Source organism: Plantibacter sp. T3 (genome assembly GCF_902506515.1).
In the GTDB taxonomy this organism is placed as follows: Bacteria; Actinomycetota; Actinomycetes; order Actinomycetales; family Microbacteriaceae; genus Plantibacter; species Plantibacter auratus.
In genome coordinates, this window is record NZ_LR733286.1 from 3,922,292 (window position 1) to 3,943,563 (window position 21,272).

The 21,272-nt window shown below is 69.3% G+C and carries 22 protein-coding genes and 1 tRNA gene; 8 read left to right on the plus strand and 15 right to left on the minus strand.

What is annotated here, in order from left to right; translation table 11 throughout:
* Positions 1-21: 21 nt before the first annotated feature.
* Both GV015_RS18365 and GV015_RS18370 read right to left on the minus strand, forming a co-directional pair.
* Positions 22-1,617, minus strand: a complete 1,596-nt coding sequence (locus GV015_RS18365; protein WP_159879900.1) for a cell wall metabolism sensor histidine kinase WalK — start codon at positions 1,615-1,617, stop codon at positions 22-24.
* Positions 1,614-2,372: a response regulator transcription factor gene (locus GV015_RS18370; RefSeq protein WP_079003251.1), complete on the minus strand. Its 759-nt coding sequence runs from the start codon at positions 2,370-2,372 to the stop codon at positions 1,614-1,616. Before GV015_RS18370 ends, GV015_RS18365 begins: the two co-directional genes overlap by 4 nt.
* 235 nt (positions 2,373-2,607) lie before the next feature.
* Here GV015_RS18370 and GV015_RS18375 point away from each other — a divergent pair, with 235 nt between their 5' ends.
* From GV015_RS18375 to GV015_RS18390, 4 genes are all read left to right on the plus strand, one after another.
* Entirely contained in the window at positions 2,608-4,131 is a 1,524-nt protein-coding gene (locus tag GV015_RS18375; RefSeq protein ID WP_159879902.1) for an ABC transporter permease, read from the plus strand.
* A gap of 90 nt (positions 4,132-4,221) precedes the next feature.
* Entirely contained in the window at positions 4,222-4,902 is a 681-nt protein-coding gene (locus tag GV015_RS18380) for an ABC transporter ATP-binding protein (protein WP_137243891.1), read from the plus strand.
* Positions 4,903-5,206: 304 nt separating this feature from the next.
* The gene (locus GV015_RS18385) at positions 5,207-6,964 is read left to right on the plus strand and encodes an MDR family MFS transporter (protein WP_159879904.1); all 1,758 of its coding nucleotides are present in this window, start codon (positions 5,207-5,209) and stop codon (positions 6,962-6,964) included.
* A 17-nt stretch (positions 6,965-6,981) separates the two neighbouring features.
* Positions 6,982-7,473: a MarR family winged helix-turn-helix transcriptional regulator gene (locus GV015_RS18390; protein WP_159879906.1), complete on the plus strand. Its 492-nt coding sequence runs from the start codon at positions 6,982-6,984 to the stop codon at positions 7,471-7,473.
* Positions 7,474-7,548: 75 nt separating this feature from the next.
* Here the strand turns inward: GV015_RS18390 and GV015_RS18395 are convergent, their stop codons facing one another.
* Positions 7,549-8,388: an NAD(P)-dependent oxidoreductase gene (locus GV015_RS18395; protein WP_159879907.1), complete on the minus strand. Its 840-nt coding sequence runs from the start codon at positions 8,386-8,388 to the stop codon at positions 7,549-7,551.
* Between the two features lie 109 nt (positions 8,389-8,497).
* Here GV015_RS18395 and GV015_RS18400 point away from each other — a divergent pair, with 109 nt between their 5' ends.
* On the plus strand, positions 8,498-8,758 hold the full coding sequence (locus GV015_RS18400) for a thioredoxin (RefSeq protein ID WP_159879909.1): 261 nt from the start codon (positions 8,498-8,500) through the stop codon (positions 8,756-8,758).
* 116 nt (positions 8,759-8,874) lie between these two features.
* Here GV015_RS18400 and GV015_RS18405 read toward each other — a convergent pair whose 3' ends face one another.
* Genes GV015_RS18405 through GV015_RS18420 form a run of 4 tightly spaced genes read right to left on the minus strand, consistent with a single transcriptional unit; the run spans position 8,875 to position 12,873 of the window.
* Positions 8,875-9,909 carry a sugar phosphate isomerase/epimerase gene (locus tag GV015_RS18405; RefSeq protein ID WP_191941759.1) on the minus strand — a complete coding sequence of 345 codons (1,035 nt, stop codon included), beginning with the start codon at positions 9,907-9,909 and terminating at the stop codon, positions 8,875-8,877.
* Positions 9,906-11,024: a Gfo/Idh/MocA family protein gene (locus GV015_RS18410; RefSeq protein WP_159879911.1), complete on the minus strand. Its 1,119-nt coding sequence runs from the start codon at positions 11,022-11,024 to the stop codon at positions 9,906-9,908. Before GV015_RS18410 ends, GV015_RS18405 begins: the two co-directional genes overlap by 4 nt.
* Positions 11,021-12,130 carry a Gfo/Idh/MocA family protein gene (locus GV015_RS18415; protein WP_159879913.1) on the minus strand — a complete coding sequence of 370 codons (1,110 nt, stop codon included), beginning with the start codon at positions 12,128-12,130 and terminating at the stop codon, positions 11,021-11,023. The genes GV015_RS18410 and GV015_RS18415 overlap by 4 nt, the downstream gene beginning before the upstream one ends.
* The gene (locus GV015_RS18420) at positions 12,127-12,873 is read right to left on the minus strand and encodes a sugar phosphate isomerase/epimerase (RefSeq protein ID WP_079706711.1); all 747 of its coding nucleotides are present in this window, start codon (positions 12,871-12,873) and stop codon (positions 12,127-12,129) included. The genes GV015_RS18415 and GV015_RS18420 overlap by 4 nt, the downstream gene beginning before the upstream one ends.
* A gap of 154 nt (positions 12,874-13,027) precedes the next feature.
* Between GV015_RS18420 and GV015_RS18425 the strand changes: the two genes are divergently transcribed.
* Positions 13,028-13,690 carry a YqaJ viral recombinase family protein gene (locus GV015_RS18425; RefSeq protein WP_159879915.1) on the plus strand — a complete coding sequence of 221 codons (663 nt, stop codon included), beginning with the start codon at positions 13,028-13,030 and terminating at the stop codon, positions 13,688-13,690.
* Between the two features lie 42 nt (positions 13,691-13,732).
* Entirely contained in the window at positions 13,733-14,959 is a 1,227-nt protein-coding gene (locus tag GV015_RS18430; protein ID WP_159879917.1) for an ROK family transcriptional regulator, read from the plus strand.
* On the opposite strand, the gene GV015_RS18435 is transcribed toward GV015_RS18430, so the two are convergent.
* A complete protein-coding gene (locus GV015_RS18435) occupies positions 14,926-15,699 on the minus strand; it encodes a DUF998 domain-containing protein (protein WP_159879919.1) in 774 nt (257 codons plus the stop codon). The two genes, GV015_RS18430 and GV015_RS18435, sit on opposite strands and share 34 nt — an antisense overlap.
* Positions 15,696-16,325 (minus strand): Pr6Pr family membrane protein, encoded by a 630-nt coding sequence (locus tag GV015_RS18440; protein WP_159879921.1) that lies wholly within the window; start codon positions 16,323-16,325, stop codon positions 15,696-15,698. The genes GV015_RS18435 and GV015_RS18440 overlap by 4 nt, the downstream gene beginning before the upstream one ends.
* Positions 16,326-16,626: 301 nt before the next feature.
* On the opposite strand from GV015_RS18440, the gene GV015_RS18445 reads away from it, so the two are divergent.
* Positions 16,627-17,583: an NADP-dependent oxidoreductase gene (locus tag GV015_RS18445; protein ID WP_124770005.1), complete on the plus strand. Its 957-nt coding sequence runs from the start codon at positions 16,627-16,629 to the stop codon at positions 17,581-17,583.
* A gap of 197 nt (positions 17,584-17,780) precedes the next feature.
* On the opposite strand, the gene GV015_RS18450 is transcribed toward GV015_RS18445, so the two are convergent.
* The 6 genes from GV015_RS18450 to GV015_RS18475 form a co-directional block, all read right to left on the minus strand.
* A complete protein-coding gene (locus GV015_RS18450; protein ID WP_159879923.1) occupies positions 17,781-18,338 on the minus strand; it encodes an N-acetyltransferase in 558 nt (185 codons plus the stop codon).
* Positions 18,339-18,417: 79 nt separating this feature from the next.
* Positions 18,418-19,107 (minus strand): 50S ribosomal protein L1, encoded by a 690-nt coding sequence (gene rplA, locus GV015_RS18455; RefSeq protein WP_079706704.1) that lies wholly within the window; start codon positions 19,105-19,107, stop codon positions 18,418-18,420.
* Positions 19,108-19,221: 114 nt separating this feature from the next.
* On the minus strand, positions 19,222-19,653 hold the full coding sequence (gene rplK / locus GV015_RS18460) for a 50S ribosomal protein L11 (RefSeq protein ID WP_056014074.1): 432 nt from the start codon (positions 19,651-19,653) through the stop codon (positions 19,222-19,224).
* Positions 19,654-19,746: 93 nt separating this feature from the next.
* Positions 19,747-20,709: a transcription termination/antitermination protein NusG gene (gene nusG, locus GV015_RS18465; protein WP_079706703.1), complete on the minus strand. Its 963-nt coding sequence runs from the start codon at positions 20,707-20,709 to the stop codon at positions 19,747-19,749.
* A gap of 139 nt (positions 20,710-20,848) precedes the next feature.
* Complete coding sequence (secE, locus tag GV015_RS18470; RefSeq protein ID WP_079706702.1) at positions 20,849-21,121, minus strand: preprotein translocase subunit SecE; 273 nt, start codon at positions 21,119-21,121, stop codon at positions 20,849-20,851.
* 41 nt (positions 21,122-21,162) lie between these two features.
* Positions 21,163-21,235: transfer RNA gene (locus tag GV015_RS18475), tRNA-Trp, on the minus strand.
* Positions 21,236-21,272 lie beyond the last annotated feature (37 nt).

Here is a 21,272-nt window from a genome sequence, read left to right on the forward strand (position 1 = left end):
CACGCTACCCGGCCGCACCGATCACTCCGCCGTCGGGACGAGGACGTCCGGGGTGGCGACGGCCGGCAGCTCGACGCGGAACACCGTCCGTCCTGGTGTGCTCTCGCACCTGACCGTGCCGTGGTGCGCGGCCACGACGGCGTGCACGATCGCGAGCCCGAGGCCGGTGCTCCCGGTGGCCCGTGAGCGGGAGTCGTCGCCACGGACGAAGCGCTCGAAGAGGTTGGGCTGCAGCGCGGGGTCGATGCCGGGGCCGTCGTCCGAAACGGTCAGCACGGCGATCTCGCCCGCAGGACCGCTCTCGACCGCCAGCCCCGTCCGCACGGTCGTCCCGGCGGGCGTGTGGGTCCGCGCGTTGGCGAGTAGGTTGACGATCACCTGTTGCAGTCGGGACGCATCACCCGTGACGAGGACGGGCTCCTCGGGGAAGTCCAGTTCGAACACGTGGTCCGGCCCGGCGACATGGGCGTCGCCGACGGTGTGGATGACGAGTTCGGTGAGGTCGACGGGGCGCTTCGCGAGTTCGCGTCCCTCGTCCAACCGCGCCAGCAGCAGCAGGTCCTCGACGATCGTGGTCATGCGACCGGCCTCGGAGCGGATCCGGCCGAGGGAGTGGGTGACGTCCTCCGGCAGCGCGTCCGACTTCCGGGCGGCGAGTTCCGAGTATCCGGCGATGGACGCCAGCGGGGTCCGGAGCTCGTGGCTCGCGTCCGAGACGAACCGGCGCACCTTGTTCTCGCTCGCCTGCCGGGCGTTCAGCGCGGACGAGACGTGCCCGAGCATGCGGTTGATCGCCGATCCGACGCGTCCGACCTCGGTGCGCGGGTCGGTGTCCGACTCCGGTACCCGGACGGCGAGCGCCACCTCACCGCGGTCGAGGGGCAGTTCGGCGACGACCGCGGCCGTCGCGACGACCCGGTCGAGCGGGCGGAGCGAGTACCGCACGATCGCGAACGCGGCCAGCCCGGCGAGCAGCAGGACCACGACGCTCATGATCGCGATGAGGGTGACGAGCTGCATGACCGTCGACGCGACCTCGGCGAGCGGCAGCCCGATGATCCTCGTCGCGCCGCTCGCGTCGGTGACGGCGACGACGCGGTAGTCGCCGAGGTGCTCCCCGAGGTTGATGGTCGACGGTCGGTCACCGGCCGACACCGTGAGGATCATGGCGTCCTGACTCTCGGTGCACGGGACCGTGCTGCCGTCGGCGTTGAGGTATCCGGCGCTGACGATGGTGCCGTCGACGACGATCGCCCCGAGTGCGCCGGGGCCGAGGCCCGGAGCGCCGATGAAGGCGGGCGGCTCGCGCGTGCCCGAGCCACCGCCGTAGCCGTCCGGGATCGCGGCGTCGGGGATGGACTCCGGCGTGGGGAGTTGACCGTTGCGGCCGTAGTCGACGATCCGCTCGGCGGCCTTCGTGAGCTGGGTGTCGACGCCCTCGGTGAGGAGGCCGCTCACCGCCACCGCGCTCGCGACTCCGACGACGGCGCTGCCGAGGGCGAGGAGCCCGACGACGACGACCATGAGGCGTCGACGGAGCGTCCACGGAGCACGCTTGGGGTGGGTGGATTCGGTGGTCGTCGCTGCCGGGTCGGTGACGGGGGCGCTCGTGGTCACGAACCGACCGTCGGGATCTTCAACATGTAGCCGGCGCCGCGCACGGTGTGGATCATGGGCTCGCGCCCGGCGTCGATCTTCTTCCGCAGGTAGGAGATGTAGATCTCGACGACGCTCGCACGACCGCCGAAGTCGTAGCTCCACACCCGGTCGAGGATCTGGGCCTTGCTCAGCACCCGGCGCGGGTTCCGCATGAGGAACCGCAGCAACTCGAACTCGGTCGCGGTGAGTTCGATGGGCTCGCCGTCGCGCGTCACCTCGTGGCTGTCCTCGTTCAGCACGAGGTCGCCGACCACGATGTCCGGGCCGGACTCGTCGGCGGCCAGCAGGGTCGAGCGGCGGATGAGCCCGCGCAGCCGGGCGACGACCTCCTCGAGGCTGAAGGGCTTGGTCACGTAGTCGTCGCCGCCGGCGGTGAGGCCCGCGATGCGGTCGTCGAGCGAGTCCTTGGCGGTGAGGAACAGGACGGGGACGTCGCTCCCCGAGGTCCGCAGGCGGTTCAGCACCTGCAAGCCGTCCAGGTCCGGCAGCATGATGTCGAGCACGATGGCGTCCGGGCGGAAGTCGCGGGCGATCGTGAGGGCCTCGCGGCCGTCGGCGGCGGTCCGGATCTCCCAGCCTTCGTAGCGCAGGGCCATCTGCAGGAGGTCCGTGAGCGTCGCCTCGTCGTCGACGACGAGCACACGGACGGCGGTGCCGTCGGCCCGTTTGAGTGCGCTTCGCGCGGCACCGGGCGCCTGGGTCGGGATGTTCACGCGTTCAGTATTCGCCTCCGCCCTATGAGCTGTCTATGAACCGACCAGACGGATGCTGTGCCCTCCCCGAGCCAGCGAGGCGCCCACATCGACCTGGGCCGATTCATAGCGTCGCCGAGGCGCAGGCCAAGCGGGCCTCCGTAGCGTCCGGTCCAAGTCATCCGCGACGTGCGGATCGTCGGCGTCGCGCAACGGGGACGCCGGCACGTGCACCAGAGTAGAAGGAAACACAGACATGTTCGGAACGTATCTCCGGCGGGAACTCGTCGGTCGTCGGAAACAGACGATCATCATCGCCATCGGGATGGCGCTCGCCATCGCCCTCGTGATCATCGTCAACTCGGTCGCAGCCGGTGTGAAGACGGCGCAGGCGTCGGTGCTGGAATCCGTCTACGGGGTCGGAACGGACATCACGGTGAGTCAAGCCGCCGAAGCGCCGACGGAGGGCGGCGGCCCCGGCCAGAACTTCGACTTCGGCTCGGGCGACGGGTCGACGAGCGACGGCACGACGACCGTCAACCAGTCGCGGTTGGAGGCGGCGCGCGGCACGTCGACCTTCGACGCGACGGCGCTCGGCACGATCACCGACGTCGCCAACGTCGAGGCCGCCGCAGCCACCCTGTCGCTCACGAACACGACCTTCACGGGCGAGCTGCCCGACTTCTCGCAGGCGCAGGGATCCGACGGGACGGCAGGCGCGCCCGGCGATGACGCGACCGGCGCGACCCCGCCGCAGGGCGGTCCTGACGGCGCAGGCGGGAGTTCCTTCGGCGTCGACTCCTTCACGGTCCTCGGTCTCGACCCCTCGGGCGACGCCGTCGGTCCGCTCTCGGCCGTCACCCTCAGCGACGGACGCTCGCTCGCAGTCGACGACGCGGGCACGGACGTCGCCGTCCTCGACGCCTCCTACGCGACCGAGGCGGGGATCGCCACCGGCGACACGATCGACATCGCGGGCACCACGTTCAGCGTGGTCGGCACGGTGACCGCCTCCGGAGCCGACGCCACGACCGCTTCGAACGTCTACATCCCCCTCGACGTCGCGCAGACGCTCGCCGGACTCGACGACCAGGTCAGCGACGTGTACGTGCAGGCCGCCTCGTCGACCGACATCACGCAGGTGCAGACGGACATCGAGACGGCACTGCCCGACGCGACCGTGAGCACCCAGGAGGACCTCGCGTCCACCGTGTCCGGCTCGCTCGCCTCGGCGTCGACGCTCGTGTCCAACCTCGGCACCTGGCTGTCGCTCATCGTGCTCGCCGCCGCGTTCCTCATAGCTATCCTGTTCACGATCTCCGGCGTCACGCGCCGCACGCGCGAGTTCGGCACGCTCAAGGCGATCGGCTGGAGCGACCGGCGCATCGTCGGCCAGGTCGCGGGTGAGTCCGTCGTGCAGTCACTCATCGGCGGCGCCGTCGGTGTCGCGGTCGGCCTCCTCGGCATCCTCGTCGTGAACCTCGTCGCCCCGACGCTCAGCGCGGCGGCGACGACCTCGGCCGGTGGCGGACTCGGCGGACCCGGCGGCGCCGCGGGCGTGCCGGCGGACGCGGTGGCGGGAACGGCCGGTGGGTTCGGTGGCGCCCCGGGCGCTGCGGCCGCGACCACCACCGACATCGTCCTCCAGGCTCCCGTGACCGCGTGGATCATCGTCATCGCCGTCGGGATCGCCGTCATCGGCGGGCTGCTCGCGGGTGCCATCGGCGGGTGGCGCGCCTCACGGCTGCGTCCGGCCGAGGCGCTCCGCTCCGTCGCCTAGGCGACGCACCAGACGCCGCCGGGTGGTCGTCTCCCCCGCGACCACCCGGCGGTCCCACTTCTCACTCCGACCAGCAGAACGAAGGACCCCATGTACACGATCACCGGCCTCACCAAGCAGTACCGCCAGGCGAAGCGCTCGGTCACGGCGCTCGACGGCGTCGACCTCGACATCCCCGACGGACAGCTCGTCGCCATCCAAGGTCCGACCGGCGGCGGCAAGTCGACGCTCCTCCAGATGCTCGGCGCGCTGGACCGACCGACCGCCGGCAGCATCTCCCTCGCCGGCGACGACCTCTCGACGCTCAGCGAGACGAAGCTCGGCAGGATACGCGCCACGGAGATCGGCTTCGTGTTCCAGGGGTTCAACCTCATCCCGACGCTGACGGCACAGGAGAACGTCGAGATGGCCCTGGTCCCGATCGGGACCCCTCGGGCCGAACGCGAGACCAGGGCTCGGGCGGCGCTCGCGTCCGTCGGACTCGCGGAGCGGGGTTCGCACCTCCCCGCCGAGTTGTCCGGCGGGCAGCAGCAGCGGGTCGCGATCGCCCGTGCGCTCGTCAAAGAGCCCGAGGTGCTGCTCGCCGACGAACCGACCGGCAACCTCGACGAGGAGACCCGCGACGAGATCATGGACCTCCTCGAGGGTCTGTGGCGCGACCGCGGGCTCACGGTCGTCGTGGTGACGCACGACACCGCGGTCGCCAAGCGCGCCGAGCGTCGTCTCCACATCGCGAACGGGAAGCTCAAGGACGTCACGATTCGGCGCTGATCGGCCACTCGGCAGGCTCGGGGAGCGGCGCACATCCGCTCCCCGAGCCACCCCTGCCCGGTCCGCGAGCCACTCGTCCGCTCCCCGACGCGCCCCTCCCCGGTCCCGCGCCGCCGGTCCCCGGTCCCCGGTCCCTGAGCCTGGCGAAGGGCCACGGGAATACCCCGCCGTCGTGATTGGTTGACACTGATCAACTACTTCTCATATAGTTGACGCATATCAACTAGCTGACGTCATCACGATCGCGGAGCCCATGTCACACACCACTTCTTCACCAGTCACGCCCGCTCGCGCGGACAACGGCATGACGCATCGCCAGGTGCTCGAGGCCCTCTCCGGCCTCCTCCTCGGCATGTTCGTGTCGATCCTCGCCGGAACCGTCGTCTCGACCTCCCTCCCCCGGATCATCTCCGACCTGAACGGCGACCAGACGGCGTTCACCTGGGTCGTCACGGCCACGTTGCTCGCCACCACCGTCTCGACGCCCATCTGGGGCAAGTTCGCCGACCTCTTCAACCGCAAGCTGCTCATCCAGCTGGCGCTCGGGATCTTCGTACTCGGCTCGGCGCTCGCGGGCTTCTCGCAGGACACCGGCACGCTCATCGGCTTCCGCGTCCTGCAGGGCCTCGGCGCCGGTGGTCTCACGGCGCTCAGCCAGATCATCATGGCCGACATCATCAGCCCGCGTGAGCGTGGCCGCTACATGGGCCTCTTCGGCGCGGTGATGGCGGTCGGCACGGTCGGCGGCCCGCTCTTCGGCGGCCTCCTCACCGACTCGCTCGGCTGGCGCTGGAACTTCTTCGTCGGTGTCCCCTTCGCGATCGCCGCGATCTTCCTCCTGCAGCGCACGCTCCACCTCCCGAAGCGGAACGTCGGCAAGGTCAAGATCGACTACCTGGGCGCAGCCCTGATCGCCGGCGGGGTCTCGCTGCTGCTCATCTGGGTCACCCTGGCCGGGACGCAGTTCGAGTGGGCGAGCTTCACGACGCTCGTCATGGTGGGCATCTCCGTCCTCCTGCTCGCCGCAGCGGTCATCGTCGAGATCAAGGTCGACGAGCCGATCATCCCGATGTCGCTGTTCAAGAACCGGACCTTCACCCTCGCGGTCGTCGCGAGCATCTCGGTGGGTGTGGCGATGTTCGGCACCTCGGTGTTCCTCAGCCAGTACATGCAGCTGGCGCGTGGAGCGACACCGACGGAGTCGGGCCTGCTGACGCTCCCGATGATCGGCGGCCTCCTGATCGCCTCCATCGTGGTCGGGCAGTTCATCTCCCGCTTCGGCCACTGGAAGCCGTACCTCATCGTCGGCTCGATCCTCCTCACCGTCGGCCTGTTCCTCATGAGCACGATCCACTACGACTCGAACTACCTGCTCGTCTCCGTGTACATGTTCGTCCTCGGCGCCGGTGTCGGCATGGTCATGCAGAACCTCGTGCTCGTGGTCCAGAACGACGTCCTGCCGCAGCAGCTGGGGACGGCGAGCGCGGGTGTCGCGTTCTTCCGCAGCCTCGGCGGCACGATCGGCGTGTCGGTCATGGGCTCGGTGCTCGCGACGAAGGTCACCGACATGCTCTCCGACCGACAGGACGACCTGCAGGCGGCCATCGTCGCCCTCGGTGCTCCCGGTGCCAAGATCGCCGAGACGCTCTCGAGCGGCACGATCCCCAAGGTGAGCACGCTGCCCGAGTCGGTGCGGACCATCATCGAATCCGTCTACGGTGACGCGGTCGCCGACATCTTCCTCGTCGCCGCACCACTCGCGATCCTGACGATCATCGCCGTGATCTTCCTGCCGAACAAGAAGCTCGGTTCGAAGAACGCCGTGCAGCGCATGGCCGAGCAGGGCACCGGAGAGCCGGCCCTCGTCGGCGCGGCCACCGGTTCCGTCACGACGGCCACCGCGTCCACGTCGACCCAGTCGTTCGCGACCGGTGCGCTCGACGTGGCCGAGGCCATGATCGGTGGCGAGGCGGACACCCGACTCGAGCGAGGACGGGACGAGACCGCCGACGCCGACAGCGGCTCGGAGGCCGAGGCACACAGCCCCCGCCACGGCCGCTAGTCCGTACAATGCGAACGATGTCCATCGATCACGACGCCCAGGCCGGGCCGGCCGCTGCCGACGACGCAGCGGCCGGCACCGCGCACGACCTCGCGATCGGTGCCGTGGAGGAGCAGTTCGCGCTGCTCATCAACCGCATCCGCAACGGCATCCGCGACCGGGCCGAGCGGATCTCCCCCGGACTCCAGCCGGCCGGCTACAAGCTGCTCAGCATGGTCTCGCGCTCTGGAGCGATCCGCGCCGGTGCCCTGGCCGAGATGCTCGCGACGGACAAGAGCGCGGTGAGCCGCCTCATCCACCAGCTGGAGGAGCTCGGCCTCGTCACGAGGACCCCGGACCCCGAGGATGGTCGAGCCAGCCTCGTCGTCGCGACGGCCGAGGGCAAACGCCGGATGGAGTCGACGAAGGCGAGCGACCAGGCGATGCTCTACCAGCAGCTCTCGTCCTGGGACGAGGCCGAGGTGCGGCGGCTCGCCGAACTGCTCGCGAAGCTCAACGACACCCTCTGAAGTCCCTTTCTCAGGAGTCCTCTGGAGCGCCGGGCTCGCGAGCGAGCGACGCGCCGAGGAACTCCTGAGAACGGGTCAGCGCCAGCTGTGCTTCGGGTCGTACCCGAGGACCTGGCGGGCGTGGTCGATCGAGAGCAGCGTGCCGTTGCCGGCGATGTCGCCGGTGACGGGCACGTCCGGGAAGACCTCCGCGACGAGCTCGACGTTGTCGCGCGACATGACCGTGTCGGCCGCTGCGATGATGAACCGGTCGAACCCGGTGGCCTGGTGCTCGAGCGCGAGCCGCACGGCCTGCGCGCCGTCACGGCCGTCGATGTAGCCCCAGAGGTTCCACTTGCGGAGGGTGGCGTCGGCGTCGAACGACGGGAACGCCGCGTAGTCGGCCTCGTCCATCACGTTGGAGAAGCGGAGGGCGATGATCTTGAGCTCGGGGTGCCACCGCGTGAGTTCGATCGCCAGCTGCTCCTCGAGGTGCTTCGAGAGCGAGTACGTCGACTCGGGTCGCGCCGCGTAGGCCTCGTCGACGGGGATGTAGGGCGGCGGGGTGTCGAACGGCAGCCCGAGGACGGTCTCGCTCGACGCCGTGACGATGTTCGTGATGCCGGCCTTGATGGCGGCATTGAACACGTTGTAGGTGCTGAGGATGTTGTTCTGGAAGGTCGCCGTGTTCGTCGAGAGCCCCGGCGCGGGGATGGCGCTCAGGTGGACGACCGCGTCGAACCCGTCCGGCGCCTGCTCGTCGACGCCGGTGAAGGCGTCGAACACCTGGCCAGCGTCACGCAGGTCGATGCGGACGAAACCGTCACCGCGCTCTCCCGCCTGGTCGAGGTTGATCACCAGGTGACCGTGCTCCCGAAGATGGCCGACCACTGTTCGCCCGAGCTTGCCCGAGCCTCCCGTCACTGCGATTCTCATGACGCCCATCCTGGTCCATCAACCCGCGATCGCGTGGACGATTGACAACTCCCCCAGGATCGGGCGACCGAAGCGGAATGGTCGACCGCCGGCTCGCGTTGGACGAGACGTGAAGCTCACCCTGTACACCTCCGCGTTCTGCGCCCCCTGCATGCAGGCCCGCGCCGTCCTGGCCGAGGTCCCGGCGCTCGTGGCCGGTGCCGTCGTCGAGGAGCGCGACGTCGCCTTCCGTGCGGCGGAGGCGGAGGCCGACGGCATCCGCTCCACCCCCACGGTCATCATCACGGCCGACGACGGCACCGAGGTGTTCCGTGCGACCGGCGCACCGACGCTCAACCAGGTGCTCGTCGCGGCGGCGAAGGCGTTGTAACCGGCGACCGCCCTTCGACAAGCTCAGGGACCGAAGAGGCAGCGCAGGGACCGGAGAGGCAGCGCAGGGACCGGAGAAGCAGCTCAGGGACCGGAGAAGCAGTTCAGGGTCCGGGGCTACTGCGTGCTGAACGCCGCGTCGAAGGACTGCTCGGGCAGCTTCCAGAGCAGGTTCCGGATGTATCCGACGGCCTCCTCGGCTCCGTGCAGGCGGTCCATCCCGGCGTCCTCCCACTCGATCGAGATCGGCCCGGCGTAGCCGATGCTCGAGAGGGCGCGGAAGGCGTCCTCCCACGGCACGTCGCCGTGACCGGTCGACACGAAGTCCCAACCGCGTCGCGGGTCGCCCCAGGGCAGGTGCGAGCCGACGATGCCGGCGTGACCGGTGGCCGGCCGGATCCGGGTGTCCTTGCAGTCGACGTGGTAGATCCGGTTCGCGAACTCGACGATGAACCCCACCGGGTCGACGCCCTGCCACATCATGTGCGACGGGTCCCAGTTGAAACCGAACGCCGGGCGGTGGTCGATCGCCTCGAGGGTCCGGACACTCGTCCAGTAGTCGTAGGCGATCTCGGACGGGTGCACCTCGTGGGCGAAGCGGACACCTTCGGCGTCGAAGACGTCGAGGATGGGGTTCCAGCGGGTCGCGAAGTCCTCGTACCCGGCGTCGATGACGGAGGCCGGCACCGGCGGGAACATCGCGGAGTACTGCCAGATCTTCGACCCCGTGAAGCCGACGACCGTGTCGACGCCGAGCTTGCGCGCGACCCGTGCGGACCGCTTCATGTCCTCGGCCGCCCGCTGGCGCACCCCCTCCGCTTCGCCGTCGCCCCAGGTGTAGTCGCGCACGATCGCCTGGTGGCGGAAGTCGATCGGGTCGTCGCACACGGCCTGGCCGGTGAGGTGGTTCGAGATCGCGAAGACCTCGAGGCCGTGCCGGTCGAGGATGTCGAGGCGGGACTGCAGGTAGGCGTCGTCCTCATCCGCGCGCTTCAGGTCGAGGTGGTCGCCCGAGGCCGCGATCTCGAGGCCGTCGTAGCCCCAGGAGGCGGCGAGGCGGGCGACCTCTTCGAAGGGGAGATCCGCCCACTGTCCGGTGAACAGGGTCACCGGGAGGCGGCTGGCGTACTGCTTGTCGGTGGTGTCGGTCATGCGGTGATCCTCTGCTCGTCGTCGGTGGAGGTGGCGATCGCTTCCCAGCGGCCGGTTTCGGCCGCGTCGAGGACGGCCTCGGTGATGCGCGCGGTGCGGAGGCCGTCGGTGAAGACGGGCAAGCCGTCCGGCGACTGCCCGGCCATCGCCGCGTAGCTGTCGGCCACGAACGCGTTGAAGGCGTCCTGGTAGCCCATCGGGTGCCCCGAGGGGACGATGGACAGGCGTGCGGCGTCCGGGTGCAGCTGGTCGGCGTCGCGCGGCAGCACCTGCGTCCCCGACCGACGGCCGAGCCAGAGCGTCTCCGGCGCTTCCTGATCGAAGCCGATGCTGAGCTCCGTCCCGGCGACCTCGAGGTGCAGCCGGTTCTTCCGACCGGGCGCGACCTGCGAGACGAGCAGCGTGCCGATGGCGCCGCCCTCGAGCCGGATCACGACCGCGGCCGCGTCCTCGGTCGTGACCTCCGGAGTGTTCGCGCGCTCGGCGAAGAAGGTGCGGACCGTCGAACTCAGCTCGGTGATGCGCGCGCCCGTGATGAACTCCAAGAGGTCTACGAGGTGCGAACCGATGTCGGCGAAGGCGCGCGAACGGCCACCGGCCGCCGAGTCGACCCGCCAGTTGTCGTCGGCCTGCGCGAGCAACCAGTCCTGGAGGTACGACCCGCTGATCGTGAGCAGGGTCCCGAGGTCACCGGCGGCGACACGCGCCCGGGCCTCCCGGACGAGCGGGTGGAAGCGGTACACGAACGGCACCGTGCCGACGACACCGGCCTCGGCGGCGGCGGCGACGAGACGCTCGGCGGTCGCGGCGTCGGTCGCGAGGGGTTTCTCACAGACGACGTGCTTGCCGGCCGCGATGGCCGCGAGTGCCTGCTCGGCGTGGAGCGCGTTCGGTGTGCAGACGTGCACCACGTCGACCGAGGGGTCGGCCAGCAGCTCGTCGAGCGAGCCGTACCCGCGCTCGAACCCGAGGTTCGCGGCGACCTCCCGCGAGCGCTCGGGCGTCGAGGCGACGACACCGACCAGCCGGGCACCCGCAGCGCGGGCCGCCCGGCTGTGGACGGTGGCCATGAAGCCACCGCCCACCACCGCGATACCGGGACCGGCCACGGTCATGCTCCGAAGGTGCCGTCCGCCGGGGTCCACGACTCCGGCAGTGCGGGAGCGAGCTCCACGGTGCTGACGACGTCCACCGAGGTACGGCTCAGGCCCGACTCGGCCGTCGAGACCATGACGTCGAGCACGTGGTAGGCGAGCTCACCGGAGGCGCGCTCGGGACGACCGGCGCGGATCGCCTGGGCGAGCTCGACCACCCCGGTTCCGCGACCCTGCGTCGGACCGGTCGACGGGATCGACTCGGGCTCCTCGCCACCGCCGTAGACGAGCAGGTCGCCCTCGAAGGTGTTCGGGTCGGGGACGACGAGCGTGCCGGTCGAGCCGGCGACCTCGAACTGCGTGCGGCCGAGCTTGGAGTCGAAGCTGAAGACGCTCTGCGCGAGCTGGCCGCTCTCGAACTCGAAGAGGGCGCTCACGTGCGTCGGCACCGTCACATCGAACGACTGACCGGCGCGCGGGCCGGATCCGATCGTCCGCTGCGGGAAGGCCTGCGAAGCCAGCGCGGTGACGCGGGCGATCGGACCGAACAGCTGCACGAGCGCCGTGATGTAGTACGGGCCGATGTCGAAGAGCGGACCGGCGCCGTCCTGGAACAGGAAGTCGGGGTTCGGGTGCCACGACTCCGGGCCGGGGCTCTGCATGAGGGTCAGCGCGGTGAGGGGCTGGCCGATGCCACCGGCCTCGACGAGCCGGCGGGCTGACTGGATGCCGGCGCCGAGGAAGGTGTCCGGAGCCGTGGCGACGCGGAGCCCCTTCTCCTTCGCGGCGGCCAGCAGGGCCTGCCCGCTCTCACGGTCGAGCGCGAAGGGCTTCTCGCTCCACACGTGCTTACCGGCGTCGAGGATCTGCATGGCGACCTCGACGTGGACCTTCGGGATCGTCAGGTTGACGACGATCTCGATCTCGGGGTCGGCCAGGAGTTCGGCGACCGAGCCGTGGCCGGGCACCCCGTACTTCTCGGCCTGCGTCTTCGCCCGCTCGAGGTCGAGGTCCGCGACGAACCGGACGTCGAGGTCGGGGAAGGTGACCATATTGCTGAGGTACTGGTCGCTGATGACGCCGGCGCCGATGAGGCCGACACCGACCGTTCCGGTGCTGTTGCTCATGCCTGGACTCCGTTCGTGGTGAGGTACGTGAAGCTCTGCTCGAGCCCCTGGAAGATGTCGCCGTCGAACGCGTCGAACTCGACGACGCGCAAGGCCTGCGGTGCCGCGGCGAGGATGTCGAGCACCGGGACGACCCCGGCACCCGCGGGCAGCTGCTTCAGCGTGTCGCGCGAGGCGTCGCCGTCCTTGACGTGGATGAAGCGCACACGATCGCCGATCGCACCGAGGACGTCGACCGCGCGGCGTCCGCCGACCTCGACCCAGTAGGTGTCGACCTCGAACACGACGGCCGGGTCGGTGAGTGCGGCGAGGTGCTCGAGCGGGCTGGTGCCCGCGACGTCGCCCTCGAGCTCCCACCAGTGGTTGTGGTAGCCCACCTGGACTCCGTGACCGGCGGCGACCGCTGCCGCGGCGTTCAGCTCGTCGGCGATCGAAGCGACCGTCTCCGCCGTGGCGAAGCGCTCTTCGGCGATGGCGGGGTCGATGAGGACCTGCACGCCCTGCTCCGCCGCCGCGCCGAAGGCCGCCGACAGGTCGATGTCGTCGGCGATGACCTTGCCGTGCGCGCTCGGGGTGGCGAGGCCGGCATCGTGGATGTCCTGCAGACTGACGCCGGGACCGAAGCCGAACGGCTCGGCCTGGCGGAAACCGATCTCGGTCAGGCGCTGCAGCGCTGCGGCACGATCCGCGGTGAGCGGCTCCCGTACCGAGTAGAGCTGGACAGAGAGTTGGGAAGTCGACACGATGCTCCTCAATGATGATGGTGTCAGGCAGCCGCTGCTGCGAGATCCAGGCTAACCACACTTCTGTCGGTGGTCAAACAAAAGTCTCCCACCGGTCACCGCTCCCCCGGCGACGAATACCGCAGGAGTCGGAAGCGTGGGGGACAATGGAGAGGTGAACTCAGCTCTGCTCTCCCGGATCGTCGCTGACTCCAGCGACCGCATCTCGTGGTTGCGGGCTCGTTCGCGCGGGATCACCGCGACCGACGTCGCCACCCTCTCGACCCCGGCCTCGATCCAGCGGGCGGCCGATGCGAAGCTCGGCGGGACGGGCTTCTCCGGCAACGCCTTCACCGACCACGGTCGCGCCCGCGAGCCGGAGATCGCCCGGTGGGTCGCCGCGACGCACGGGATCAACCCCTCGTCGGCGCTCTTCCGGGCTGAGGTCGAACATCGCCACCTCGCCACCCCCGACGGCATCGCCGTGACCGAGCGCGGGGCCGTCGTGCTCGCGGAGATCAAGACCACGACGAAGTCCTGGCGCTCGATCCCCCGCAACTACCTCCGCCAGGTGTGGTGGCAGCAGTACGTGATCGGCGCGGAGCGGACGCTCGTGGTCTGGGAGGAGCACAAGGACTTCGTCCCCATCGATGACGAACCCCTCTGTCGGTGGGTCGAGCGCGACGACGCCGAGATCGCGAAGCTGGTCGGCCTCGCGAACGCGCTCATCGACGAGCTGTACCACCGCACCAATCCAGCCGCTCGGCGCCCGACCCTTCCGGAGCCCGCGCCCGTCGCTGGGCCGCTCCGGGAACCCCTGCTGAGCGCCGACTTCTGACGACAAGTCGACAGAAGTCGGCCGAGGTGGTTGACTGTCGCCATGACCGAGCCGCTACGCCCCTCCCCCGGAGCACCGGGCGCCGGCGACCTCTTCCAACTCTTCCGCGGCGGTGAGGCACGCACGAAGTCGGAGTTGTGCGCCCTCACCGGCCTGGCCCGCTCCACCGTCTCCCTCCGGATCGACGCCCTCGTGACCGCAGACCTGCTCCGTCCCGCTGGAGAGGCAGCCTCCTCGGGTGGTCGCCCGCCCGCACGGATCGCATTCAACCCGCTCGCGCGCGTCGTCGTCGCCGTCGATCTGGGGGCGACGCACGGGACGGTGGCCGTCACTGACCTGGCTGGCGCGATCCTCGCGACGAGCCGCGCGGAGCTGCAGATCGCCGCGGGACCCGAGCCCGTCCTCGACTGGGTGGTCGACGCGGCGTCGGCCCTGCTGGCCGCTCCGCAGACCTGGGCCACACCACAGCCGGTCGCGCCCCCGGTCATCGGGATCGGGATCGGGCTTCCGGGGCCGGTCGAGCACTCGACCGGACGGCCGACGAACCCGCCGATCATGCCGGGCTGGGACCGTTTCGACGTCCCCGCCTACATCCGCCGGACCATCGACGTCCCGGTCCTCGTCGACAACGACGTCAACGTCCTCGCGCTCGGCGAGCACGCGATCTCCTGGCCGGACACCGACGACCTCGTCTACGTGAAGGTGTCCACGGGTATCGGTGCCGGCATCATCGCGGGTGGCGAGCTGCAGCGCGGGGCACTCGGTGCGGCCGGCGACATCGGGCACGTCCAGGTCCCCGTCGGCCGAGACTCACCACGCGCTGCGGACGACGAGCGCGACCTCGAGGCCCTCGCGAGCGGGCCGGCGATCGCGACCGAGCTCCGCGCCCGCGGGATCGACGCCGTCAGCAGTCGCGACGTCGCAGCACTCATCCGCGCGGGCGACCGTATGGCCATCGAGACCACGCGGCAGGCCGGCCGGGAGATCGGTGAGGTGCTCAGTGTCGTGGTGAACCTCCTGAACCCCTCGGTGATCGTGCTCGGCGGGACGATGACCCGGGCGGGTGAACATCTCCTCACCGGCGTCCGCGAGGTGGTCTACCGCCGGTCGATGCCGCTCGCCACCGGACACCTCGGCATCGTCACCTCGACGGCCGGCGAGGAGGCCGGGGTGTTGGGAGCGGCGATCATGGTGCTGCGCGACGCCCTGTCCGCACCGGCGATCGACGCGATGACTCAGCCCCGGGCGCTCGACGCCGCGTCGACCTGACGCGCGTCCTCCGCTGCGGAACCAGGCCGTCCGACGTCATCCGTCTTCGCGACGGCGAGGACCTCCGCCAGGCCGTACCCGACGAGCCAGAACAGGGCGATGGTCATCGCCGCGAACTCCAACCAACTGCCCACCTGCTGCCCGATCTCGGCGAGCGAGAGCAGGCCACCGAGCCCCGCGACCACCGCGACGGCGGACCCGGCGAACCAGGACAGCCGCCGGATGGCGCGCAGCCGGGACCCGAGGGCCGACCCGATCATCGCCAGGCAGGCGAGGGCGAAGCCCAGCACGGCGAAGGAGATGTGCACCGCGTCCTGGAGCGTGAACAGCGGATTCGACGGGATCGGGCACTCGTAGGTGCACGTCACCCGGGACGCCACAAGGAAGCACAGGCTCGACAGTCCCACGAGCAGCCAGGGGACGAGCAGCAGTCCAACCCTCGTGCGGCGCTGACCGGGCTCGCGGGACGGGACGACTCGCTGCAGCGCCACAGCGATGCTGAGACCACCGACCGCGACCATGAGCAGTGCCGCGTTGAAGACCGGCGCCGTCACCTCGCCGGTGGCACCGAGGCCGCTCACGTAGCTGTTCTTGCCGAGGCTGAGTCGTGCGGCCCAGATCATGATCGTGGCGACCACGACGAGCAGGCCACCGATGGTCGCGAACCCGAGGGCGACGGATCGGCGCCGACGGACGGCCGACGTGCGAGAGACCCGCTGGTCTGAGGTGGCCCCCGTCATCCGCGGATGAGCCTCGTCCGGCTCAACGCGATGACGGCGCAGCCCATCAGGCCGATGAACCCGGCGATGGCGATCATGTAGACGACGACGGCTCCCCAGCCGCCGGGCTGCGCCGGGTTGAGGAACGGGTACGGGTACCAGCCGACGATCGATCCGCGGATCATCGTGTAGACGGTCCAGACGAGGGGGAACGCGATGATCGCCCACACCTGACGCCATTCCAGGCGGGACTTGCCGGGCGTCACGATCCAGACGAGCACCAGGTAGATCGGTGCGATGAGGTGCAACACCTCGTTCGACCAGCCGAGGGTGTGCCCCTGGTCGAGAGCGATGCCGCGCAGCAACAGGTTGTAGACGACGCCGGTGGTCGCCATGTAGGTCACGACGCAGCCGAGGACCAGGTTGTACCAGGCCGGATCGCGTCGCAGCCGGAAGCAGAACCCGGCGCCGACCAACAGGACGATCGCACTCAGCGCGTTCGACAGGATCGTGAAGTAGCTGAAGAAGTTGACGAAGAAGTCGTCGGGCGCGTCACCGAAGGACAGGGTGTAGACGAACTGGCCGACGATGGCGGCGATGATCACCCCACCCGCGATGATCCTGATGACTCCGAACAGTGCGCGCATTGCGCCACTGTATCGGAAGCACGCGTCCGAGGATCGGGCGACAGCCGGGCCGCCGTGTCCCCCGAAGAGAGGGAATCGTTTCCAGCCAATTGACACCCCCGTAACAGCGCCGACTCATTCGACGGCTTTGATGAGAACAGAGCCGGACCACGCACCGGAGCGAGACTCGTCGCCGAGCCGACCTCCGCCGGGTGGAGCTTTCGGGGGATGAACGACGAAGGAGTACTCGATGCGTCAAGGAGTCGGACACTCCTGGTCTCTGGCGACAACCGCGGACGCGGTGAAGCCGGCACCGGAGACCATGCGAGCCGCGGTGATCGACGCCGTCGGCAGTCCTGAGGTCCTCCGGATGGAGACCGTACCGACACCGCGTCCGGTCATGGCGGAGTTCCTCGTGAAGGTCGTCGCGGCCGGCGTGAACCCGGTCGACGCCAAGACCCGCGCGGGCCGGGGCGTCTCCTCTGCCATCACGGCGATGCCGGCCGTCCTCGGGTACGACTTCAGCGGCATCGTCGTCGAGTCGCCCTTCGCTGCCGCCGGCCTCCTGCCCGGTGACGAGGTCTACGGCATGACGAGCTTCCCGCGGACGGGCGGCAGCTACGCCGAGTACGTCGCGGTGTCCTCCCTGAGCCTGACGCGGAAGCCGACGACGCTGTCACACGTCGAGGCCGCCGGGGTCCCTCTCGCCGCGCTGACCGCGTGGGGCATGGTCGTCGACGTCGCGAAGGCGCACGAGGGACAGCGCATCCTCATCCACGCCGGGAGCGGCGGTGTCGGGCACTTCGCCGTGCAGTTCGCCACGTACTTCGGCGCGCGGGTGATCGCCACCGGCTCCGGTCGCAACGTCGGTTGGCTGCGCGAACTCGGCGCCCATCAGGCGGTCGACCACGAGTTGCACCGGTTCGAGGACGTCGTCGACCAGGTCGACGTCGTGATCGACCTCGTGGGCAACACCGTGGACGACACGGGGTCGCGTTCCCTGCGGGTCCTCCGCCCTGGCGGGCTCATCATCAACGCGCCGACCGGTTCCTGGCCGACGCTCGAGGAGGAGGCCCGGGCCGCAGGCGTCCGCGCGACGCGGTTCACCGTGGCCCCCGACGGCGCCACACTCGACACCATCAGTCGGCTGCTGGAGTCCGGGGACGTCCGGGTGTTCGTCGACCAGGTGTTCGACCTCGACGCCGTCCGGCAGGCCCACGTGCTCCTCGAGGGCGGTCACTCACGCGGCAAGATCGTCCTCAAGGTCGCCGACGGCTGAGTCCATCCCGCCCGTCGACCGGCTCAAAGGCCGGCGGACCGCCCTTCGACAAGCTCAGGGACCGGTGGACCGCCCTTCGACAAGCTCAGGGACCGGTGGACCGCCCTTCGACAAGCTCAGGGACCGGTGGACCGCCCTTCGACAGGCTCAGGGACCGGTGGACCGCCCTTCGACAGGCTCAGGGACCAAAGGACCGGTCACTGAGCCTGTCGAAGTGCGTCCCCGAAGACCTGCTCCATCACGAAGTCGTCGTGCCGTTCGGGCCCGACCAGGAACGTCTTCGTCCCCACGACCGCGAACCCGCTCTTGCCGTAGAACCGGATCGCCCTGGCGTTCTGCTGGTTCACCCCGAGCCACACCGACGTGACCCCTCGGGACCGGGCGTCGTCGAGGGTCACCTCCATGAGCGTGCGCGCTCCGCCGGCACCGTGGCTCTCGGGGAGCACGTACAGCTTGCTGAGTTCCGCTGTCGGGCGGTGCGTGACTGCGGCGAGCACGTCGGGGTCGATCAGATCACCGAAGACGAGCATCGTGTAGCCGATGGCCGTGCGGTCATCGTCGTCGATCAGGAGCCGGAGCGCGCGTCCGGGATCTGTCAGGTAGCCGGTGAACCGGTCGAGGGTGAAGTGCTCGGCGATGAACGCGTCGATGTGCTCCTGCGCGGTGCCGGGTGGGCAGGCGAGGGCGAAGGTCGCTGCGGCCAGCGTGGCGAGCGTGGCGGCGTCGTCTGCCGTGGCGGTGCGGGTGGAGACCATCCCTGCATCGTACGACGCCACCCCGGAGAACGACGAAGGCCCGGTCGCGTGACGCGACCGGGCCTTCGTACTGGTGAGACTAGATGGAGTTGACGTCCAGCGGGATGCCGGGGCCGAACGTGGTCGACACGGCACCCTTCTGGATGTAACGGCCCTTCGAGGAGGACGGCTTGAGGCGGAGGATCTCCTCGAGCGCGGTGTTGATGTTCTCCTCGAGCTGCGATGCGTCGAACGAGGCCTTGCCGACGACGAAGTGCACGTTGGAGTGCTTGTCGACGCGGAACTCGATCTTGCCGCCCTTGATGTCGGACACGGCCTTGGCCACGTCCGGCGTCACGGTGCCGGTCTTGGGGTTCGGCATGAGGCCACGGGGACCGAGGACCTTACCGAGACGACCGACCTTGCCCATGAGCTCCGGGGTGGAGACCGCGGAGTCGAACGAGGTGTAGCCCTCGGCGACCTTCGCGATGAGCTCGTCGCCGCCGACCTCGTCAGCACCGGCCGCGATCGCGGCCTCTGCTGCCGGGCCCGTCGCGAAGACGATGACGCGGGCGGTCTTGCCCGTGCCGTGCGGGAGGATGACCGTGCCGCGGACCATCTGGTCCGCCTTGCGCGGGTCGACACCGAGCTTGAGGGCGACCTCGACGGTGCTGTTGAACTTGGCGGAACCGGTCTCCTTGGCGAGGGCGACGGCCTCGTTCGGGGTGTAGAACTTGTCAGCCTCGATCTTCTCGGCTGCGGCCCGGTAGGCCTTCGACTTCTGTGCCATGTGTGTTCTCCTATGAGAAATGTGGTCATCTGCGCCTGGCCGGCGCTGCCACGAGTGAAAAAGAAAGGTGCGAGGGTGTGGCCTGGACGGCTCACCCCGTGCGGGTCGGAAGGACTAGCCCTCGACCGTGATGCCCATGGAGCGGGCGGTGCCGGCGATGATCTTCGCGGCTGCGTCGATGTCGTTCGAGTTCAGGTCGGGAGCCTTCTGCTCGGCGATCTGACGGACCTGCTCCTTGGTGAGCTTCGCGACCTTGACGGTGTGCGGGGTACCGGAGCCCTTGGCGACGCCGGCGGCCTTCTTGATGAGCTCCGCTGCGGGCGGGGTCTTCAGGATGAAGGTGAACGAACGGTCCTCGTAGACGGTGATCTCGACGGGGATGACGTTGCCGCGCTGCGACTCGGTGGCCGCGTTGTACGCCTTGCAGAACTCCATGATGTTGACGCCGTGCTGACCAAGGGCGGGGCCGATGGGGGGAGCAGGGTTTGCGGCGCCGGCCTGGATCTGCAGCTTGATGAGACCCGTGACCTTCTTCTTCGGTGCCATGTTTCTTCCTTCTTCTGGGGTTCGAACGCCATCGGATGATGTGCGCTCTCCCGCGCGCCCGTCGGGCGGCGGTGGACTGTGGAGCCGTGTGGCTTAGAGCTTGGTGACCTGGTCGAAGCTGAGCTCGACCGGCGTCTCGCGCTCGAAGAGGGAGACGAGCACCGTGAGCTTGCCGCTCTCGGGCTTGATCTCGCTGATGGAGCCGGGGAGGCCCGCGAACGAGCCTTCCTTGATCGTGATGGTCTCGCCGATCTCGAAGTCGACCTCGGCGGGGATGACACGCTGCTGCGTGGCGCTGCCCTTGGTGCCGGAGCCCTTGACGGGCGCGGTCTCCTTGACCTCGACGAGCGACTTCAACATGTTGAAGGACTCTTCGAAGCGGAGCGGCGTGGGGTTGTGCGCGTTGCCGACGAAGCCGGTGACGCCAGGCGTGTGGCGGACGACCGACCAGCTGTCCTCGTTGAGGTCCATGCGGACGAGCACGTAGCCGGGGATGCGGACGCGGGTGACCATCTTGCGCTGGCCGTTCTTGATCTCGACCACGTCTTCCATGGGGACCTCGACCTGGTAGATGTAGTCCGCGACCTCGAGCGTCGACTTGCGCTGCTCGATGTTGGCCTTCACCTTGCGCTCGAAACCGGCGTAGGAGTGGATGACGTACCACTTGCCGGGCAGGAAGCGGAGTTCCTTGCGGAACGCGTCGTAAGGGTCTTCTTCGGACTCCTCGGCGGGCTCGGCGTCGGCGTCGGTGGGGTCTGCCTCTTCTTCGGCGATGGCCTCTGCTGCGGCTTCGACCTCGGCTGCCTCGTCGAGTTCGAGGGCGTCGTCGACGACGGCGTCGGCCTCGGGGTCGACGGCCTCGGCCATCGCGTCGAGCACGGCGTCGAGGTCGACCTCGGTGTCGCCGGTCTCCTCGACGTGGACGGCGTTGTGCTCAGCGGGGTCGACGGAGTGCTCGTCGGCCGAGAGCACGTTGCCCTCCTGGGCCTCGTCGTCCTCCGAGGACTGCTCGGCAGCGGTTGCCCAGTCGACGTCGTTCGAGTTTCGCTCAGACACTGATTTCCATTCCGTTTCTGTTGTGCGGATCGTGGGTGATCCCCGACCGCGGCGCCAGATCCTGGCGCGTGACGACTGCGTCGCCGTCTGTGATTGTGGAACCCGGGTGCCGGACCGGAGCACCGGAACCTGAGCGGAACTAGCTCGCGGTACCGAACACCAGCGTGACGACCCAGGCGAAGACGAAGTCAATGCCGTAGACGAGCGCCATCATGATGCAGACGAAGACGAGCACCACAGCCGTGTAGCTGAGGAGTTCCTTCCGCGTCGGCGTGACGACCTTCTTGAGTTCCGCGAAGACCTGCTTCAGGAACAGGACGATGCCCGAGAAGAAGCCGCGCCGTTCGGCTCGGTCCGCCTTCGCCTTGACGACGACGTCCTCGCCGGGCGTGTCGGTACTCTTCGGGGCCACTCGTTACACCTTTCGTGTGCCGGTGCATACGCACCGACTCGCAGGGCGGACAGGACTTGAACCTGCAACCTGCGGTTTTGGAGACCGCTGCTCTACCAATTGAGCCACCGCCCTTCAGTGCTGACGCACCGGAGGGGTCGAAGCTACCCTG

Coding starts and splice junctions, on each gene's coding strand:
- rplA (WP_079706704.1), bottom strand. CDS start 19,107: ATGGCACAGAAGTCGAAGGCCTACCGGGCCGCAGCCGAGAAGATCGAG.
- GV015_RS18445 (WP_124770005.1), top strand. CDS start 16,627: ATGCGAGCCGCGGTGATCGACGCCGTCGGCAGTCCTGAGGTCCTCCGG.
- GV015_RS18410 (WP_159879911.1), bottom strand. CDS start 11,024: ATGACCGTGGCCGGTCCCGGTATCGCGGTGGTGGGCGGTGGCTTCATG.
- GV015_RS18385 (WP_159879904.1), top strand. CDS start 5,207: ATGACGCATCGCCAGGTGCTCGAGGCCCTCTCCGGCCTCCTCCTCGGC.
- GV015_RS18450 (WP_159879923.1), bottom strand. CDS start 18,338: ATGGTCTCCACCCGCACCGCCACGGCAGACGACGCCGCCACGCTCGCC.
- GV015_RS18395 (WP_159879907.1), bottom strand. CDS start 8,388: ATGAGAATCGCAGTGACGGGAGGCTCGGGCAAGCTCGGGCGAACAGTG.
- GV015_RS18375 (WP_159879902.1), top strand. CDS start 2,608: ATGTTCGGAACGTATCTCCGGCGGGAACTCGTCGGTCGTCGGAAACAG.
- GV015_RS18430 (WP_159879917.1), top strand. CDS start 13,733: ATGACCGAGCCGCTACGCCCCTCCCCCGGAGCACCGGGCGCCGGCGAC.
- GV015_RS18415 (WP_159879913.1), bottom strand. CDS start 12,130: ATGAGCAACAGCACCGGAACGGTCGGTGTCGGCCTCATCGGCGCCGGC.
- GV015_RS18435 (WP_159879919.1), bottom strand. CDS start 15,699: ATGACGGGGGCCACCTCAGACCAGCGGGTCTCTCGCACGTCGGCCGTC.
- GV015_RS18440 (WP_159879921.1), bottom strand. CDS start 16,325: ATGCGCGCACTGTTCGGAGTCATCAGGATCATCGCGGGTGGGGTGATC.
- rplK (WP_056014074.1), bottom strand. CDS start 19,653: ATGGCACCGAAGAAGAAGGTCACGGGTCTCATCAAGCTGCAGATCCAG.
- GV015_RS18390 (WP_159879906.1), top strand. CDS start 6,982: ATGTCCATCGATCACGACGCCCAGGCCGGGCCGGCCGCTGCCGACGAC.
- GV015_RS18405 (WP_191941759.1), bottom strand. CDS start 9,909: ATGACCGACACCACCGACAAGCAGTACGCCAGCCGCCTCCCGGTGACC.
- GV015_RS18380 (WP_137243891.1), top strand. CDS start 4,222: ATGTACACGATCACCGGCCTCACCAAGCAGTACCGCCAGGCGAAGCGC.